Raw genomic sequence first — 17,931 nt, forward strand, 5'->3', positions numbered from 1 at the left:
CTTTTATTTCGAATAATATAAATTACAATTGACGATTACGGAAAAGATTCCCGTTAATTATAAATGTAATTCGAATAAAAATAGACTAGATTATCTAATCCTTAAATCTTTGATGCTGAAGTAAAAGATGGAACCGAATCCAAAAACTAAAAATATATGCAACAGAATCATAGAATAATTATGCAATCGCAGACCGGCAACGATGCCAAAAATAAAATATACACAGAGCAATCCTTCGAGTAAAGTACCCGACTTCAGCTTAGTCAATGCTTTGAGATAAACTCCTTGATTGGTATGGTTGAAGTCAGAATTCAGCTTTTGCAAATTGAATTTTGGTGTTCTTACAAATGGACTTTTCTTTCCTCTAAATCCCTGTATCACAGCGATGGAATTGTGCAGGGACAATCCCATAGATATAGATATAAAGACGGGGAAAAGAAATATAAATTTAATAATCTTGCGAAATTTTGACAATCCGGGATGGTTGTATGGATTCAAAACATTGGCTTGATAAAAAGTAGCGGTAATGGCCACAATACCCAGAACGAAGACCATAAAATATCCCATATTGAGGTTGAGTTTGGACACGGCCCACACCATGGGCACAGAAAGCACAGCCATAGAGAACACCAATAAAAATATAGTAGACCCCGTCAAATGGGCAATGGCGTGAATCTTGCGTTCCAAAGGAATTTTAGATTTCAAGATGGGGCCGATTAATTTCTTGGCCGTTTCGGCTCCGCCCTTCATCCATCGGTACTGTTGTGATTTGTAACTATAGATATGGGCAGGCAATTCGGCCGGGGCACCGACACCTTCTTGGTACAATATCTTCCAGCCCTTTAACTGAGCACGATAACTGAGATCCAAATCCTCGGTCAATGTATCCGCATGCCATCCACCGGCATCGAAAATGGCCTCTTTCCGCCAAATACCAGCCGTTCCATTAAACTGCAATAGATAATCAGAATGACATCGGGCACTTTGTTCGATGGTAAAGTGTACATTCAACTGAAAGGCCTGAACCTCTGTGATCAATGAATCCTCCTGGTTAATATGTTCCCATCTGGCCTGAACCACAGCTATCTTCTCTTTGCCAAAATATCCAATCGTCTTCTTTAAGAAGTCGGTATTGGGTAAAAAATCGGCATCGAATATGGCTACAAATTCCCCAGTGGCAAATTGCAGTCCATTTTGCAGGGCTCCGGCTTTATAACCTTTGCGATCTTTTCGGTGAATTAAGGAAATATCAAATCCCTTTTCTCTGTATTCATCCACCTTTTGCTTAGAAATCTCTAAGGTATCGTCGGTGGAATCATCCAAAACCTGAATTTGCATTTTTTCCTTGGGATAATCCAATCCAGCAATATTGTCAATCAATCGCCCTACCACATATTTTTCATTAAAGGTGGGTAATTGTATGGTAACAGTAGGCCAATCAACTACATCTTCGGGAGAAATCTCCACAACACAACTTGGCTTTCGTTTGTAATTGACCAATAATTGAAATTGGACAAGATTGTAAAACAGAATATATAGTAAAATTAAACTATATATGATAATGATAACGTATGATAAAACTTCGATAATATCCACTTTATAAATACTTAAAAATAGTCCAAATGATTTTTTGTCCAGCCAGCACAGATCCTCTAAGGGTTCCAGATACTTTTGAAATACCTATTCTCACCTTGTAATCTACCGGCACTTCTACCACTTTCATCTTAAATTTGGCTGCTTTCACTTGCATTTCAACCGTCCAACCAAAATCCCGGTCTTGCATATCTATCTTCTCTAAAGCCTGCCACTGTATCGCCCTAAATGGACCAAGGTCGGTAAAAGTATATCCATACACTAAATGGATCAATCTCGTTGCCAACCAATTTCCAAAAATTTGATGAGGCTGCATCGCTCCTTTCTTCATCTGGCCCAAGGTTCTAGAACCAATGACCATGTCTACCTTTCCTTCAACAATGGGTCTTACCACATCTGGCATTTGACTGGGGTAGTCCGAATAATCACCATCGATAAAGACCACTATGTCGGGCGAAATATCCAAGGACTTGAGATAATCAATACCAGTCAAACAGGCGTTGCCATAACCTTTGTCATAGGCATCGACCACTAGCGCACCATGTTCAATGGCCACTTTACTCGTATCATCAGTACTGTTGTTATTACAAACAACAATGTTTCTAATTAAATCTTGGGGGATATCAGCGATAACTTTACCTATAGATTGCTCTTCGTTATAGGCAGGAATAATGACGTCAATAATTGCTTTATTCATTTACTTTCCACAAATTGTAACACCACACTACCTCTTAGACCGAAACGAATTCAAAAAATAAATAATCTAAAACGATAAAGAGTGCAAAAATAATTAATTTTGTGCGTAACTAATATTATTTTAAAAAATTTAACCGTTAAAGGTTGGAATTGTTTTACTAATCTCCATCTATGAAATCAATTTTTTACTCTGCATACTATATTTTATTTGCAGCATTGTTGTTTTCCGCAACTTATTCCTGTCAAAAAATTGAATTCGAAAGTCCTGACAATTTAGATATAAGCTATTCGACGGACACTTTAACCTTTGACACCGTATTTACCCAAGTAGGTTCTACGACCAAGTATTTAAAATTGTACAACAATGGGAATAAATATGCTAGAATCGATGAAATCAAATTAGAGAATGAATTTTCTCCTTTTAGATTCAACGTAGATGGATTAACGGGCAATACCGTTTATGATGTGGAAATCCCCCCCAACGACAGCATATATATTTTTGTAGAAGTAACAGTGGATCCCGACCTACCCATTAGTGAAAGTCCATTTATTATTCTAGAGAATCTTATCATAAATACAGGAGTAAAAACCGACCGCGTCGTACTGACAGCCTGGGGCCAAAACGCCAATTACGTTCCCGCCCTTACTTCAAAACGAAAGCAGTCCCTGGTGACCTGTGATATGGGAGATTGGGTATGGGACGATCCCAAACCATATGTCATCTATGGCGTATTGATCGTAGATAGTTGCAACCTCGTAATTCCCGCCGGCACAGAAGTCTATATTCACGGTGGGCTGGTAAAAGATGGTCAAACCAGTTATCAAGACGGAGTGCTCTATATCGCCAAAAACGGATCCTTAGAGATCAACGGAAGTAGAGAAAAACCAGTAACCATATCTACCGACAGACTAGAAGAAGATTATCAAACCTATGTAGCTCAATGGGGAAGGATCCAGCTGGGCCCTGAAAGCAAAAACAACCGAATATCCTATACTAGGATTCTTCATGGAGGTATCGGTATATTGGTCGATTCTCTCGCTCAATTGAACATCGATCACTCTATTATAGGATTCAATGGAGAAGCTAGCTTGGCTTCATATCGCGGTATCGTATTTGCAGACAATTGTTTGTTTCACAGTGCTGCTGGATACAACCTTTCATTGACCTTAGGTGGATTTTATCGGTTCAGACATTGCACATTTGCCAATGCTGGATTCGGCCGAGAAGCGGTCTACATGAGAAACTTCCATTGTTTTGACTCCGAGTGCAATCATGCAGTAGCTGCTGCACTGAATATAGAAATGGAAAATTGCATCCTCTACAGCAATCAAACCGACGCATTGGTTATGCAAAACGGATTGGAAGATCCATCATTTTTTAAAGTCAAATTTTCCAATAGTTTAATTCGAGCCAAAGACTTAATCAGCGAAGACGAATATCCCAATTTCTTTGTCGACCAACCGAGCAATATGAATTACGAAAACCATGAAGCCTTGTTTTACGATATCAATAATTACAACTTTTCCCTAGACAGTCTTTCGGTAGCCAAGGACAAAGGAATGACGATTCCTGAGATATCAGATGATTTAATAGGCAATCAAAGGGATGCCCTTCCCGATCTTGGCGCATATGAACTCATTGATTAACAGAGAATTTGAGTTCATCTCCCCTTACTCTAAATAACAATATCAAACCAATAACAAAATAGAGGGCCAGGATCAAAATACTGTTTCTCATACCACCGGATAATTGGTCGATAAGACCAAAAGAAAAGGTCCCGAACACAATGGCCAGTTTCTCCAATATTTCATAAAATCCAAAATAGGAATTGTCGTGATGTGTGTCGGCCTTGGGCAACAACTTGGCGAAGGTAGAACGGCTGGTTGATTGAATTCCCCCCATTACCAATCCCACCAATGCTGCCAACACATAAAACTGTCCCTTATCATGTACAAAATAAGCCATGGCACAGATGACTATCCATATGATGAGCATAATGACAATGGCCGCCTTATTGCCTCGTTTTTGAGAAACGGCCGAAAATAAATATGCCCCTCCAATGGCCAACAACTGCAATATCAAGATCACCACTATAAGACCGGTAGTCCCAAACTGCAATTCTTTTTCCGCAAAAGTAGACGCTAGGTATAAGACGGTCTGAACACCTGCACTATAGAAAAAGAAGGAATACAAAAACCGCAATAAATTTTTTCTATCCACAATCATTTGGTAGGCTTGATACAATTCTGACAAACCTTTTTTCCATGCCGAACTACTCCATGATTCTTTCTCTTTCGGCAGTCGAGCAAATGGAATTTGAGCAAATCCAATCCACCATAGTCCTACTGTGATAAATGATATTCGGATGGCCAGATTGGGATCGTCAATTCCAAACCAAGAGGGATAAAGAATCATGACGAGATTGAAGATGAGGAGGATAACACTGCCTATATAGCCATAGGCAAATCCCATAGCACTCACTTTGTCATAGCGATCTCTACTACAAATCAGAGGCAGATAAGAGTTGTAAAACACCTTGCCCCCATCGAATCCTATCATGGCCAACACAAAACACCAAAGCCCCCAGAACAAGCGATCCACACCATTGAAAAAAAACAACAACATACAACCTATAGAACCCACTAGGGTGAAGATCTTTAGGAAGGTCATTCTCTTGCCACTGTAATCTGCCAAACCAGACAAAAAAGGCAGTAATATCACCAACAACAAATAGGTAAAAGAGATGGTATAGGAGAACAGGGCACTATTGCTTATCTCAGCTCCCAATACAGAAACAAAGTCGGGACTGTGGTTGATAAAATAAGCGGGAAAAATAGCCACGGAAATTACGAGGGCAAAAGCGGAATTTGCCCAATCAAAAAATGCCCAGCCTCTTATTATTTTTTCACGATTCAATGGTTGTTCCATTTTTTCTATTATTTTCATTACTTGAATCCAATTTTAATAAAATTCCCCCATCATCCTTTGAAATTATCGGAATTCTATAAAATGGACTTAAAATTGCATCACAAACATCAGATGAAGATAGAAATGTCTGTTAAATTAATGGAATGAAAATATTAATCCTTTCTCGAAGCCTGGCATTGTATTCTACACAAAGCCTAGCGCGCGCCTGTATGCGTAGAGGACATGAAGTGGAAATTATAGATCACTTGTCGATTGATTTGTTGATCAAGAATGGGCAGATGGAAGTAAGGTCTTATGGCAATCCCATAGGTGAGGTCGATGCAGTCTTGCCGCGCATTGGCAGTTCTGTGACTTCTTTGGGCTCATCGATTATCCGTCAATTTGAGTTAATGAATGTATTTTGCACTACTTCTTCCGATGCTTTAATGCAGTCGAGGGACAAATTGCAAACTCTACAAATCTTAGCCTCTCACAATATCCCCATTCCCGATACGATGATCATGAACTACTTGGAGTTCAACAACAATTTTTTTAAATCGGAATTAAAATTGCCTGTTATTATTAAACTGTTGGACAGTACACACGGATTAGGGGTCATGATTGCCAATAGCCAAAAAAGTGTGGAGTCGATTACCGACACCCTATACCACCTCAAACAAAAGGCCATGTTGCAGCAGTTTATTCACGAGTCCAACGGCTGTGATTTGCGTATATTTATCGTCGATGGAAAGATTGTTGCCGCCATGGAACGCCAAGCAGCAGAAGGTGATTTTCGATCCAATCTCCACAGAGGAGGAAGAGCATCCATGGTTCGTCTCACTACTGAGGAACAAAATTATGCTTTAAAAGCGGCTCGGGTATTGGGATTAAAAATAGCCGGTGTAGATATGCTTAGAGGTCAAAAGCACTCATACGTCATCGAAGTCAATGCCTCACCTGGTCTAGAAGGGATTGAAAAAACCACAGGCGTCAATGTCGCTGGAAAAATTGTTGAATTTATAGAACAGGGATACCATCAAAAAAAACAAGCCTATGCGGATAAACGGGTTTAACATAGATCCGGGAAGTAATCGCGAAATAAAGTTACTGATTTGCAAATTGCCCTCTGGATCCAAAGTAAGTGTTCGAGCTAGGGTTTTTCGTTCGACTAATCCTGGTCCAACCGTCCTTATTTTGGCGGGAATGCACGGGGATGAAATCAATGGCATAGAAATCGTTAGACGATGCATTGAAACAAATCTTTTCAATCAACTCACCTCGGGAAGTGTTATCGCTATTCCCGTTTTGAATACCTATGGCTTTATGAATTTTTCTCGCTATCTACCTGATGGCAAGGATGTAAATAGAAGTTTCCCCGGCAACAGTAAAGGATCCCTGGCCTCTAGGGTAGCTCATGTAATGACGAAAAAAATACTGCCCATCATCGACTTTGGAATTGATATGCATACTGGGGGAGATAATCGATTCAATTTTCCTCAAATTAGATATACCACCGGTTCTGAAGAAGGAAGGGAATTGGCCTACGCTTTCAAACCGCCCATTGTCATCGCCAATTCTACCATTCGAAAAACTTTGCGAGCCCAAGCAAAAACCAAAAACATCCCCATCATCGTCTATGAAGCGGGGGAATCTTTGAGGTTGGATCAAGACTCTATAGCCATAGGAATAGAAGGCATCAAAAATGTCTTGCGTCACAAAAACATGTTGGAACCAATGCCCCAACATGACACCGACTGTTTGAGCTTTAAAAAGCTCAGTTGGTTGAGGGCTCCACAATCTGGGATTTTTATCTGGAAAACGCCGTCCGGACACCATGTCAAAAAAACCGATATCTTAGGCTATATTTATTCTCCCATAGGGGAAGAAAAAATACCTATTTTGGCGACAAGAACGGGTTATATTATAGGCCACAACAACAATCCAGTAGTCAACATAGGTGATGCATTATTTCACATAGCCTATGAATAAGACCTTTAAAATGAAATCAGTAATACTACTTTTAAGCTTTTTTATCTGGACAAATTCACTCTTGTATGCACAGGAGTGGACCCAATCTCTGTTGCAACCCGACTGTCTGAATCATGGCTCCGCATCCATAGTCGTACGCGATGTGGTCAAGGATGAAGTGGTATTGGAATACGATGGTCAAAGGGCGCTGCCAACGGCCTCCATACAAAAAATACTGCCAACGGCGGCTTCTCTAAAGCTCTTGGGCTCTGATTACAGGTATTCAACCATAGTTGGCTATACTGGTAAGATCGCAGGCGGTAGCTTGCAGGGCGACCTTATCATCAAGGGATCTGGGGACCCTACTTTGGGCTCTGACTACTTTGAAGACAATATATCGGTTCAACAGTGGTTGGACAGCATAGTAGATCAATTAAAAGTCCACAAAATCAATACCATCAAAGGCAATATCATCATAGATGACAGTGCGGTTAAAGGGCAGAATGTACCCTCGGGTTGGCCATGGGCAGATTTGGGCAATTATTACGGTGCTGGTCATTGGTCTATCAATGTCAACAACAACGAATACACTTTAATATTTAAACAAAATCCCAACCTCGGTCAACCGACTACGATACTGGGTTTTGAACCTACCTTACCGGGTTTTGAACTGGCCAATGAAGTACTGTCTGGTCCTGCCAACAGCGGAGATCGCTCATATATATATGCTTCCCCCAATGGGTGGCATGGGACGGTGAGGGGAACGATTCCCAAAGGAAATGGCACTTTTAGTATTCGGGGAAGTATTTCCAATCCTCCGACCTATGTAGGACGAATTATTGAAAATCATCTCAGTGTTCACAACATCCAGGTATCTGGCGAACTCGTAGTGACCAAAGAATCTCAGTCACCGACACAGACCTTGTATACCCACTGGTCTCCTCCTCTCAAGGACATTGCCCGAGTCACCAATTTCAAATCGGTCAATCTCTATGCAGAAGCCCTAATGAAATTGATTTGTGACCAACCGTCATCTAGTTCGACTTTTGATTGCGGCAAAAAGTCAATGATGTCATTTTACGAATCTCAAGGAGTAGATGTCGACCAAGGTTTCATAGTTGACGGCAGTGGCCTCAGTCCCCGGAATGCCAGTTCTGCTCGATTATTTACTGACATTTTACAGACTATTTACAAGGATTCCACATGGTTTTCAGATTTTCAAGCCAGTCTGCCAAAAATGGGTAAGGAGGGGACGGTTAAGTCCATGTTGAGAAATAAACCCAGCGATATGGTCGTCAAGGCAAAAAGTGGATTTATCGGAAGACAGAGAAGTTATTCTGGATATATTTTTATTTCGACAAACAAGGTATATAGTTTTTGTATTATTTTAGACAATTATTCCTGTAGTTCTTCAGCTATGAGATATCGGATTCAAAATTTTCTACTGAAATTACCTCAATATTTAGAACGTTGACTAAGCCAAAGAAACATTATCTTTATTTTTTCATGCTCTTGCCCTTATTTCTCGGATGCAAAGGCAATCCCCTAGAATCTGATCAACAACAATTATCTAGCGAAGACAGCAATCAATTGTATGATCATATTTCATTCTACGAAAGTGAGCAAAGACATATTTGGCAAAAGCCCAATTACGTAATTGAACTATTTGGCAACAATTTAGAAAACAAGGTCATAGCCGACATCGGAGCCAGTACTGGATATTTCACCTTTCACAGTTTACCCAAGGTAAAAAAGATGATAGCGGTAGATATCGACAGCACCATGGTAGCCTATATGAAGAGTAAGGTTACAGAATTGCCGAAAGATTTACAGGAGAAGGTGGACATTCGCCTTACACAGCCTGGCACATCTGCCCTTAAACCAGGTGAAGTCGACGGTGCATTGTTGGTGAGCACCTACCCTTATATTGAGAATAAGGCCTCATTCTTAAGTCAAATAAAAACGGCACTAAAGCCAGATGGCAAATTAATTTTTATTGAATTTAAAAATGCAGATTTCCCCAATGGTCCACCTGATAACGAGCGTATCGAATATCAAAAATTAATTCAAGATCTAACCGACGCAGGGTTTTCTACTCAATTGGACACCTCATCACTGACTTACCAATACATTGTTTTGGGCAGTATCCGTCAATAGGATTTCAACTCGTAAATCGCGTAATCATCATCTTCATACTTCAATGGTCTGTCGTATTTATCCTGTGAAAACCGCTTATTGACGATGAGTAAAGTAACCCCTTGATCAATAATTTTTTGTAAAAATTCATCTTCCAATTTATTCCCCTTGGTCTCCATCCAACCTTTCCGGTGCGCAAAATAAAATCCAATGGGATTGCCAGAACTTACCAAACAAATTTTATCATCTTCATTTGAAAACTGAGGAACTAAGACTTCCAATTTTTCCTTGTACTCCTCATTGGGCGAGTTCGAAAAATCTTTTGCCTGTTGAAACAATCCCTCCAACATGCCGACGACCAAGAGTCCATAGGCCAACTTCTTGGACTTTATATTATCCAAGGTGATCGATACGACGATCGCAAAAATAGGTACGTATGGAATGATGTAATAATTATGCCATAAAAAGTAATTGCCACTCTTGACCATATACAAGAGAAAGAGGGCTGTAAACCCACCAATACTTAAAAAATACCACTTGGCCTTGGTCTTAAACAAATACATCCAACCCCATAAAAAAAGGATAATAAAAATAAAGGATTGACCGCCGTCGTGAAAAAACCGCTGCAATACCGTCGGAATATCTTGTAACAAATGTAAAAACCCATCGGTGAATGACTCCCCTAAATTATGCCAATAACCATATTTTTTGGAAATATAGGGCGCATATATAAAATACCAAGCAAAACACATTAACACCGATATCCCAGAGCTGACCAACATCATAAATACCCGAGTATTGACATCCTTGTATTTAATGATCAACATCATAGGAAAAATAAAGTAAATAACGGCCGGAATCTTGGCCAGACAGGCCAACGATGTCAATAAAAAGTAAAGTATTATATCTCGCCACCTCCCTTTTGAAAAGTAGGCATCGATGTAATACAAACCGATAATCATCAAAGAAATGGCAAAAGTATCCTGCATGGTCTTGCGTGCAAAAGCCAGCCAAATCGAGGTAAGGAGGATGGAAGCCGAAAACAGCGCCACCCTTGGATTGAAGTATTTGAGCACCAACAGATAGAAAAAATAAATACCTAGTGAAGAGACTAATAAATTGATAATTCGACTATAATAATGCTGGTAGCCAAATGGAATAGAGATGGCTGCATGAATATAGTACATAATGGGAAATTCTAAAACCACGATACCAGTCCCACCTGCATTGTCATCGATGCGGGGATGAAATATATTGGCATCGGTTTCCAAAAAATTTCGGGCATACATCAGGCCCGTCGACTGTCGCCAAGTATGTTGATATTCTATTGGAGGCTGAGTGGTAAAGACCAAACGTCCAATAAAAAACACCACTATTATAGTTAACATTCCATGGTCATACAGCCAATTTGCCATCTTCATATTGTATAAATTTCATCCTAATCAAGTTCAATTTATAAAAAAATAGCCAACTCCTCAGAATAAATTCAGCGTCCATCGCAAGCCAAAAATCGATATGGATCATTACGGCTTTTTCAAGCTTCATAATTGTTGAGATATTTTTTTAAAAAAACTATCAAACAATATAAGTTAGATCAATAAAACTTTTTATGTTTGCATTATGAAAACAAATATTATGAGACACATTATCTCCCTTTTATTTTCCATCGTATGGGTCTCTACCGTTTCGGCCCAAGAAACTGTGATATACGGTCAAATCAGTTCTGAGTCCGACATACTCCCTTTTGCAACCATCAGAGTAATGGAATCTTCCGATGTAACTGTAGCCGATGATGGTGGTCAGTACCGTTTAAACTTAGATCAACAAGGTGAATTCCATCTAGAAATCACCTTTGTAGGTCATTTGAAAAAACAAATCCCCATTTATACCGAAGATTTGGACAGTATGGAATTGAATATTGTCATGGAATCCATCTTAGCCATGGACGAAATCGTAGTTACTGGCAGTATGAAACCCACCTATGTATCGGAATCTCCGATAAAGATCGATGTCATCTCTTTTAAACAGCTCGAAACCTTCATGCCTATTGCTGCATCATCCATAGTTGAAAGCATCCAACTCATCAATGGAGTTGAAGAAGTCATTGCCTGTGGAGTATGCTATACTAATAGCATCAGTATCAATGGACTTCCAGGCCCATACACAGCCGTACTTATAGATGGAATGCCTATGTTTGGCAATTTGGCTTCAGTGTACGGTCTCAACGGTATACCGAGTATGATCATCGATAGAATGGAGGTGATTAAAGGACCCAATAGCACCCTCTACGGTTCGGAAGCTGTGGCTGGAGTAGTCAACATCATTACCAAGGACGTCAAAGAACAACCATTCCTGTCTCTAGACATCATGGAAACCAGCCATGTGGAAACATTTGGCAATCTAGCCCTTGCCCCAAAATTCAAAAATGCCAATGGATATATCGGAGTAAATTTTGCCTATATCAACGATTTCGACGACGTCAACCAAGATGGTTTTGGGGATGGTGTCAATCTAGATCGATGGTCGATATTTAGCAAATGGAATATCGACAGAAAAAGTGGCAAGGAGTTTTCCATTGTAGGCCGATATTACTACGAAGATCGCCGAAATGGAGTAGAAGAATACCTGGTCGATCGAAATTATAGAGATCTGCGTGGCAGTTCTTCCATCTACGGAGAGAGTATATATACTAAGCGTTTGGAATTGTTTGGCAAATATGTATTTAACACCAAACCAGATTTAAGATTGGAGTTTTCATGGTCCGACCATCATCAAGATAGCTATTATGGAGATGCTCAATATTTGGCAGATCAATCCATATTGTACAATAATTTATTGTGGAATATCAACCCTGGGAATCACGACATATTGATGGGCTGGACGAATCGCTACCAAATATACGATGACAATTCCGAGGCTACATCGGTCACCGATGCTATGGGCAATACAGTGAATCAACGCGACATCCAATATATTCCTGGCCTATTTATTCAAGACGAATGGTCCATTAGTCCCAAATGGACACTGCTTTCCGGCGCTCGATTGGATCATTACAAAGATCATGGACTGATATTTTCACCGCGAATCAATATCAAAAACAAATGGACAGATGGCAGTAGTTTCAGAATCAATATGGGGACGGGATTTAGGATAGTGAATCTCTTCACTGAAGACCACGCCTTTGTGACAGGGCAGAGAGAAGTAGTCATTACCGAAGCTCTCAAACCCGAAAGATCCTACAATATGGCATTAAATTTCAACCGGGTTTTTGCCCTTTTCGAAGGCGCCGGAAGTATAGACATCGATGCTTACTACACCTATTTTACCAATAAGATTATTCCCGATTACGATACTCCTGGTCAAATTATTTATGGCAATTCCAATGGCCATGCATCCACCAAAGGCATTGGAGCTAATATAAATTATGGATTTTTATTTCCTCTGCGACTGAGCTTGGGCATGAATTTTCAGAATGCCGTAGAAGTTGAACGCAATATTGATGGCGACAATGAAACTCGAAACATAGAATTTGCTCCAAACTGGACTGGGGTTTTCACCGCCAATTACAGCTGGGCCAAACATCGTTTTTCCATATCCTATACAGGTCGAATTACAGGCCCCATGACTCTGCCTACGGTTTATGATCTTTCCTCTGAAGGTCAGCCCCTGACCCATGCCAGACCGACAACTAGTCCGGTCTTTAGCCTCCACAATATCCAGTGCAACAAAGAATTGGGCAAAAACATATCCATCTATGCCGGCTTACAAAACATCTTCAATTACAGACAGTATTATTCTCCTTTGGTGGGCTACAACGATGTCAATGCCGATCCCGGATTCAGTCCCTACTTTGATACGGCTTATGCATTTTCCCCAAATCATGGTCGAGAATTTTATCTGGGTATTAAGTTTGATATTTACTAAAAATAAGGGTTATGATCCTCGACCAAGGGGGTATCTTTATAATTGCAATGAAACGACTAAACTGAAATTTTGCTGGGTTAAATTAATATCTTTTTGAAAAATCCCGGCAAAACCCTCCAATGGAATTTTCTGGATCGGGGTGAATACCTTATTGTATCTAAGTCCAATAGACAATGGACCTTCGGTATGATAAGTCAATCCGGCATTAATTCCAAGGTTAAATTTATTTTTGATTGGATCCATTATGAGAGATAAATAATCTACGTTGGAGTTGACCAAGTAACTTAATTCAGGTCCAACTTCTGCAGAAATATAATTTCTTGGATAAAACTGAAACAACATAGGCATGTGAATATAATCCATTTTGAGATCGGTCTTTACTGTGGTTATCGAAGGCAGTATACCGATCTCACCCCCCTTGCGGATATATCCAGGCTCTATACGCAGTCCCCAATAATCCGATGGTTTATACTGAAGAAATCCATTGACCTGATAGCTGGCTATAGGATTGTTAGAAAACACGGGCAAACCATCGAGAACATTTAATTGAAGTTGTGAAATACCTCCACCGACCATAATTCCATAATTGATATCCTGTGCATCGGCGCGATTACTCCATCCCAACAACATCATCATGGCTATGCCTAATACTATATTTTTCATAATTATTCAATTTAAAGGTTGTAATGTAATTTGTATAATATGAATTACATTTTATGATGACGGAAAAGATTTCGAATGACCGAGCGAAATGCAAAGCATCGAAGGTCGTAAATCGACCTTCGGCGAAGGAACCGAGGCTACCATGCCAAGGCATGACTGCCCTATAAATCATTACGTCTCAATCCAAAATATTTTAGAAGCAATGCATTGCGTCTCTACAATAAATCGAAAGATTACCGTTAATTATAAATGTAATTTGTATTACTTGTAAGCTTACAAAAGGGAGACGATGGATTGATGGATGGAAATCTCAATATTTATTTAAATTAATTTGAAAAATGTTAAATTATTTGAAGTGAAAATAATTACCCACCGGTTATTTCAAACTAGTATAACAATAATAAAGTCCTGAAAGGACCACTTGGAGTAAATACAAAAAACACCCCTAAATTAAGAGCATTTGGTAGTCTATCATACTACTACTTCATTCAGTTGTGGCTCTACAATAAATCGAAAGATAACCGAGTAAAGTACGAAGTACTGAAGGTAGTAAACCTACCTTCAACGAGGATGACCGAGCATGACTGAATGCAGTTACTCGAAGAGTAACCCAATTGATTAAATATCAATTGGATGAAGGAACCGAGGGTTCCATCCCTCGGGTGGGTGGACAAAAGGATCAAAGATCGTAAATCGACCTTTGACGAGGATGACTGAACATGACTGAATGAAGTTGTCCAGAGGACAACCCAATCCAGTAAATGTGGATTGGATGAAGGAACCGAGGGTTCCATTCCTCGGGTGGGTGGCCAAGAGTATCCAATCGACTAAATGTCGATTGGGTGAAGGAACCGAAACCTCCGTGTTTCGGGTGGGTTGGCCACCGCGTTCCGGGTGTGAACGAGCAAAGTGCTTGCACCTGAGCCCGTAAATCGGGCTCTGGCGAGAACGACCAAATGCAGTACGAAGTACCCAATCCACTTAATGTGGATTGGATGAGGGAGCCGAGGTCTCTGTACCTCGGATGGGTGGCCAGCCTCCGTGTCGTGACAACACTACATTAAAATCGAGAAGTATTAAATTACATTTTTCAATAATAACATAATAAAATTGAAGGAACCGAAACCTCAGCGTCTCGGGAGGGAGTGCCAGCATAGCCGTAGCTACGGTGTGACTGAGTAAAGTTGCCAGAATGGCAACCAAATGCCGTAAATCGGCATTTGACGATGGAACCGAGGCCACTGTGCCGAGGTATGACTGAGCTTATAAATTATAAATGTAATTCGTATAAGAGCCTTGGCTTTGAAATAATGGTTATGGAATCATCGTCAGTTGACTTAACAATTCTTCCCGACTGATGTATCCATCGTGTTGCCAGACGGCTTTGCCCTTATGGTATAATATCAATCGAGGTACGACGTCAACCACCAGTTCTTTACACAGAGATTGATGCTCGTCGGTATCTACTTTAAAAAGGGATAATTGATCTTGTTTTTCTAAAGCTATTTCAGCCAGAACGGGAGCCATTTTCTTACAGGGCGCACACCATTCGGCATAGAAATCAACTAAGACATAGGGCTTCGACTTCAACGAATCCGTATACATATCCATTGACATTCCCTCAACGGTTTCCAGTTTACGCTCTGGATAGTCAAATTTTCTCCATTGGAGCAGTCCTCCTTTCATTTCCCATACCTGAGAATAGCCCATCGATCGCAATTCTTTGGCAGCTGCTGCACTTCGGGCTCCACTTAAACAATAAATATAAATAGGTTTTGATTGGGGGATTAATGCCGCCATTTCTTTGAAGTTATCATCCTTCCAATCGATATTTAAAGCATTGTATAGATGTCCGGATTTGAACTCTACTGGAGTTCTGACGTCCAATATTTCGATACCTTCCAAGCTATCGATAGATTTATAAAATTCCTGCGGACTTAAGGATTGAGCCATGAGTGAACTTAACCCCATAAAAACCACTGCAATGGTAGAAAAACAAAGTCGAGATAGCATCATTTACAAAAATTTTAAAAGACATTGGTTCGCATCAATTCTTGATAGCTCGGCCACTGCACGGTAGCATCGTCTTCTGCGGTAATAAAAAACTGAATAGGTCGATATGGAATAGAGGTTTTAAATTGTACTGTTCTTGAGGCTTCTGAAGTCAGTTGACCAATGTTTTTCACTCCACTCTCTGCGGTTTTTGCCCATAGTACATAAGTTCTTTTGGAGGGAGAGAGTCGCTGTGGAGAAGCCAGGTATTTGGCTTTTAATTGAATACCATAATTGTCATTATCGTCTTTTTTCACCTTTACTTCTACTTCTGCTGCTGGAACAACGGTAGATATAGGAAAGGTCATCTTGGAAGTACCACAACCCATGATTAACCAAAAAACAAGTCCATACAGTCCTACAGAAGACGCGATTCGCATATTTTTATTCTTTTAGTGATGGTAAAATACCTATTGTTAATAACGACTACTTACTCTAAGATAATATTCATTTCCTCAATTATAAATCCTCTCAACCCATATTTAATTCCCAATGTTTATATTTTAATAAAAACAGAACTGGATTGTTTTTACATCATAGACATTTAAGGTATGTAGCAATTATAATTTTGATGAATTGTGACTTTTAATACAATGTTTCGTATAAATAGCGAATGTATTAAACTCAAATAAAATAATTTCAACATGAAAAATCTTTTACTAATTGCTCTGGGCTTTATGGTTTCAATGGGCATATCTAAAGCACAAGATCAGGGATTACCACCCAATCCCGAACCGGGCAAATGCTATATTAAATGTATAACGAAAGACGAATTCAAAGAAGAAAGTGTTCAAGTCATGACCAAAGCGGCCTATAGCAAATTGACCATAGTTCCCGCTACTTACAAAACAGTTACCGAGCGAGTATTGGTCAAAGAAGAAAGCAAGAAATACACCTATGTTCCCGCCGTGTACGAAACGGTGGAGGTCGATTTTGTAAAGAAGGAAGGCCGTACGGATTTAACCATCGTCGATGCCAAATTTGGTTCCGACAGCAGAACCATTGAGGTTTACCCTCAAACAGCGGGCTGGGAATATACCACTTTAGAGGACTGTCCATATCCCAACAAGGAAAATTGTCAGGCCTTGTGTTGGAAAGAATACCCTTCTCAAAGTACAACTTTGGCGTTGACCACTGTCGTGGCAGATGCCGCTACCAATGATGTCCCCGTCAATAGAATCAATGATAGTTATACTAAGCAAGTCATCAAAACACCAGCTCGAATGGAGGAAGAAATCATTCCTGCAGTGTACGATGAAATCACGAAAGAAGTCTTGGTTACACCAGCATCATACACTAGTGTGAAAGTGCCTGCGGTATACGAAACCGTAACCAAAACCGTATTGGTTAAACAAGGCGGATTAACGGTTTGGGAAGAAGTAGATTGTAAGTTGACAGAATATTCCATCCTACCCATCTTATATGATTACAACAGTGCAGCCTTAACGGCCAATGCCAGAAAGATAATCGATGAGACCATCTTAGATCTAATGAAGGACAAAGCCAATATCTCTGTAGAGATCGCATCCCATACAGATGCTAGAGGAAACGATGACTACAATATGGATCTTTCTCAGCGCAGAGCCGAATCTGTGGTCAATTATCTCGCTTCTAAAGGCATCAACAGAAATCGTCTTATCGCCAAAGGGTTTGGGGAAACCAGACTTAAGAACAGATGTAGCAATGGAGTAGATTGCTCTGAAAGTGAGCACCATGCCAATAGAAGAACTGAGTTTAGAGTACTCGGGAATTAACCAGCTAAAAATTCGCATTTGAGGTAGTTATTTATAAAGGTTGTTTAAGGAGAGTAGGTTGTGTTTCACAATCTACTCTTTTTTTTATTTCACCGCCCTAACCTAGGGACACTCCATTTTATTTGAAAAAATATGGAGTATAATGCATGGCGCGCTGCTCTAATAGCACGGCTCTACAATCATCAGAAGGTTTATTATCCACCAGTTGCCACCATTCTTTGTGTCCATTGAAAAAAC

At 40.0% G+C, this 17,931-nt stretch carries 14 protein-coding genes; 7 read left to right on the top strand and 7 right to left on the bottom strand.

Annotation, left to right across the window (positions count from 1 at the left end):
* Window positions 1-90 precede the first annotated feature (90 nt).
* Window positions 91-1,500 (bottom strand): glycosyltransferase, encoded by a 1,410-nt coding sequence (locus tag LVD51_RS14025; RefSeq protein WP_236972023.1) that lies wholly within the window; start codon window positions 1,498-1,500, stop codon window positions 91-93.
* 97 nt (window positions 1,501-1,597) lie between these two features.
* Window positions 1,598-2,290, bottom strand: a complete 693-nt coding sequence (locus LVD51_RS14030) for a glycosyltransferase family 2 protein (RefSeq protein ID WP_236972024.1) — start codon at window positions 2,288-2,290, stop codon at window positions 1,598-1,600.
* A gap of 170 nt (window positions 2,291-2,460) precedes the next feature.
* On the opposite strand from LVD51_RS14030, the gene LVD51_RS14035 reads away from it, so the two are divergent.
* Window positions 2,461-3,936 carry a hypothetical protein gene (locus tag LVD51_RS14035; RefSeq protein ID WP_236972025.1) on the top strand — a complete coding sequence of 492 codons (1,476 nt, stop codon included), beginning with the start codon at window positions 2,461-2,463 and terminating at the stop codon, window positions 3,934-3,936.
* Here LVD51_RS14035 and LVD51_RS14040 read toward each other — a convergent pair.
* Window positions 3,926-5,236 carry an MFS transporter gene (locus tag LVD51_RS14040; protein WP_236972026.1) on the bottom strand — a complete coding sequence of 437 codons (1,311 nt, stop codon included), beginning with the start codon at window positions 5,234-5,236 and terminating at the stop codon, window positions 3,926-3,928. The genes LVD51_RS14035 and LVD51_RS14040 overlap by 11 nt on opposite strands.
* Window positions 5,237-5,361: 125 nt before the next feature.
* Here LVD51_RS14040 and LVD51_RS14045 point away from each other — a divergent pair, with 125 nt between their 5' ends.
* Genes LVD51_RS14045 through LVD51_RS14060 form a run of 4 tightly spaced genes read left to right on the top strand, consistent with a single transcriptional unit; the run spans window position 5,362 to window position 9,322 of the window.
* Window positions 5,362-6,270: an ATP-grasp domain-containing protein gene (locus LVD51_RS14045; RefSeq protein ID WP_236972027.1), complete on the top strand. Its 909-nt coding sequence runs from the start codon at window positions 5,362-5,364 to the stop codon at window positions 6,268-6,270.
* Window positions 6,251-7,186, top strand: a complete 936-nt coding sequence (locus tag LVD51_RS14050; protein WP_236972028.1) for a succinylglutamate desuccinylase/aspartoacylase family protein — start codon at window positions 6,251-6,253, stop codon at window positions 7,184-7,186. The genes LVD51_RS14045 and LVD51_RS14050 overlap by 20 nt, the downstream gene beginning before the upstream one ends.
* Before the next feature lie 10 nt (window positions 7,187-7,196).
* Window positions 7,197-8,639, top strand: coding sequence for a D-alanyl-D-alanine carboxypeptidase/D-alanyl-D-alanine endopeptidase (gene dacB / locus LVD51_RS14055; protein WP_236972029.1), 1,443 nt, complete (start codon window positions 7,197-7,199; stop codon window positions 8,637-8,639).
* Between the two features lie 32 nt (window positions 8,640-8,671).
* Complete coding sequence (locus LVD51_RS14060) at window positions 8,672-9,322, top strand: class I SAM-dependent methyltransferase (RefSeq protein WP_236972030.1); 651 nt, start codon at window positions 8,672-8,674, stop codon at window positions 9,320-9,322.
* Here the strand turns inward: LVD51_RS14060 and LVD51_RS14065 are convergent.
* The gene (locus LVD51_RS14065; RefSeq protein ID WP_236972031.1) at window positions 9,316-10,722 is read right to left on the bottom strand and encodes an ArnT family glycosyltransferase; all 1,407 of its coding nucleotides are present in this window, start codon (window positions 10,720-10,722) and stop codon (window positions 9,316-9,318) included. The two genes, LVD51_RS14060 and LVD51_RS14065, sit on opposite strands and share 7 nt — an antisense overlap.
* Before the next feature lie 214 nt (window positions 10,723-10,936).
* On the opposite strand from LVD51_RS14065, the gene LVD51_RS14070 reads away from it, so the two are divergent.
* A complete protein-coding gene (locus tag LVD51_RS14070) occupies window positions 10,937-13,225 on the top strand; it encodes a TonB-dependent receptor (RefSeq protein ID WP_236972032.1) in 2,289 nt (762 codons plus the stop codon).
* Window positions 13,226-13,261: 36 nt separating this feature from the next.
* On the opposite strand, the gene LVD51_RS14075 is transcribed toward LVD51_RS14070, so the two are convergent.
* From LVD51_RS14075 to LVD51_RS14085, 3 genes are all read right to left on the bottom strand, one after another.
* Window positions 13,262-13,888 (bottom strand): porin family protein, encoded by a 627-nt coding sequence (locus tag LVD51_RS14075; RefSeq protein WP_236972033.1) that lies wholly within the window; start codon window positions 13,886-13,888, stop codon window positions 13,262-13,264.
* A gap of 1,314 nt (window positions 13,889-15,202) precedes the next feature.
* Complete coding sequence (locus LVD51_RS14080; protein WP_236972034.1) at window positions 15,203-15,904, bottom strand: thioredoxin domain-containing protein; 702 nt, start codon at window positions 15,902-15,904, stop codon at window positions 15,203-15,205.
* An 11-nt stretch (window positions 15,905-15,915) separates the two neighbouring features.
* Window positions 15,916-16,320, bottom strand: coding sequence for a hypothetical protein (locus LVD51_RS14085; protein WP_236972035.1), 405 nt, complete (start codon window positions 16,318-16,320; stop codon window positions 15,916-15,918).
* 264 nt (window positions 16,321-16,584) lie between these two features.
* Here LVD51_RS14085 and LVD51_RS14090 point away from each other — a divergent pair, with 264 nt between their 5' ends.
* The gene (locus tag LVD51_RS14090) at window positions 16,585-17,694 is read left to right on the top strand and encodes an OmpA family protein (protein ID WP_236972036.1); all 1,110 of its coding nucleotides are present in this window, start codon (window positions 16,585-16,587) and stop codon (window positions 17,692-17,694) included.
* The last annotated feature ends 237 nt before the right edge of the window (window positions 17,695-17,931 follow it).

It is taken from the genome of Membranihabitans marinus (assembly GCF_021729155.1).
Classification (GTDB): Bacteria; Bacteroidota; Bacteroidia; order Chitinophagales; family Saprospiraceae; genus Membranihabitans; species Membranihabitans marinus.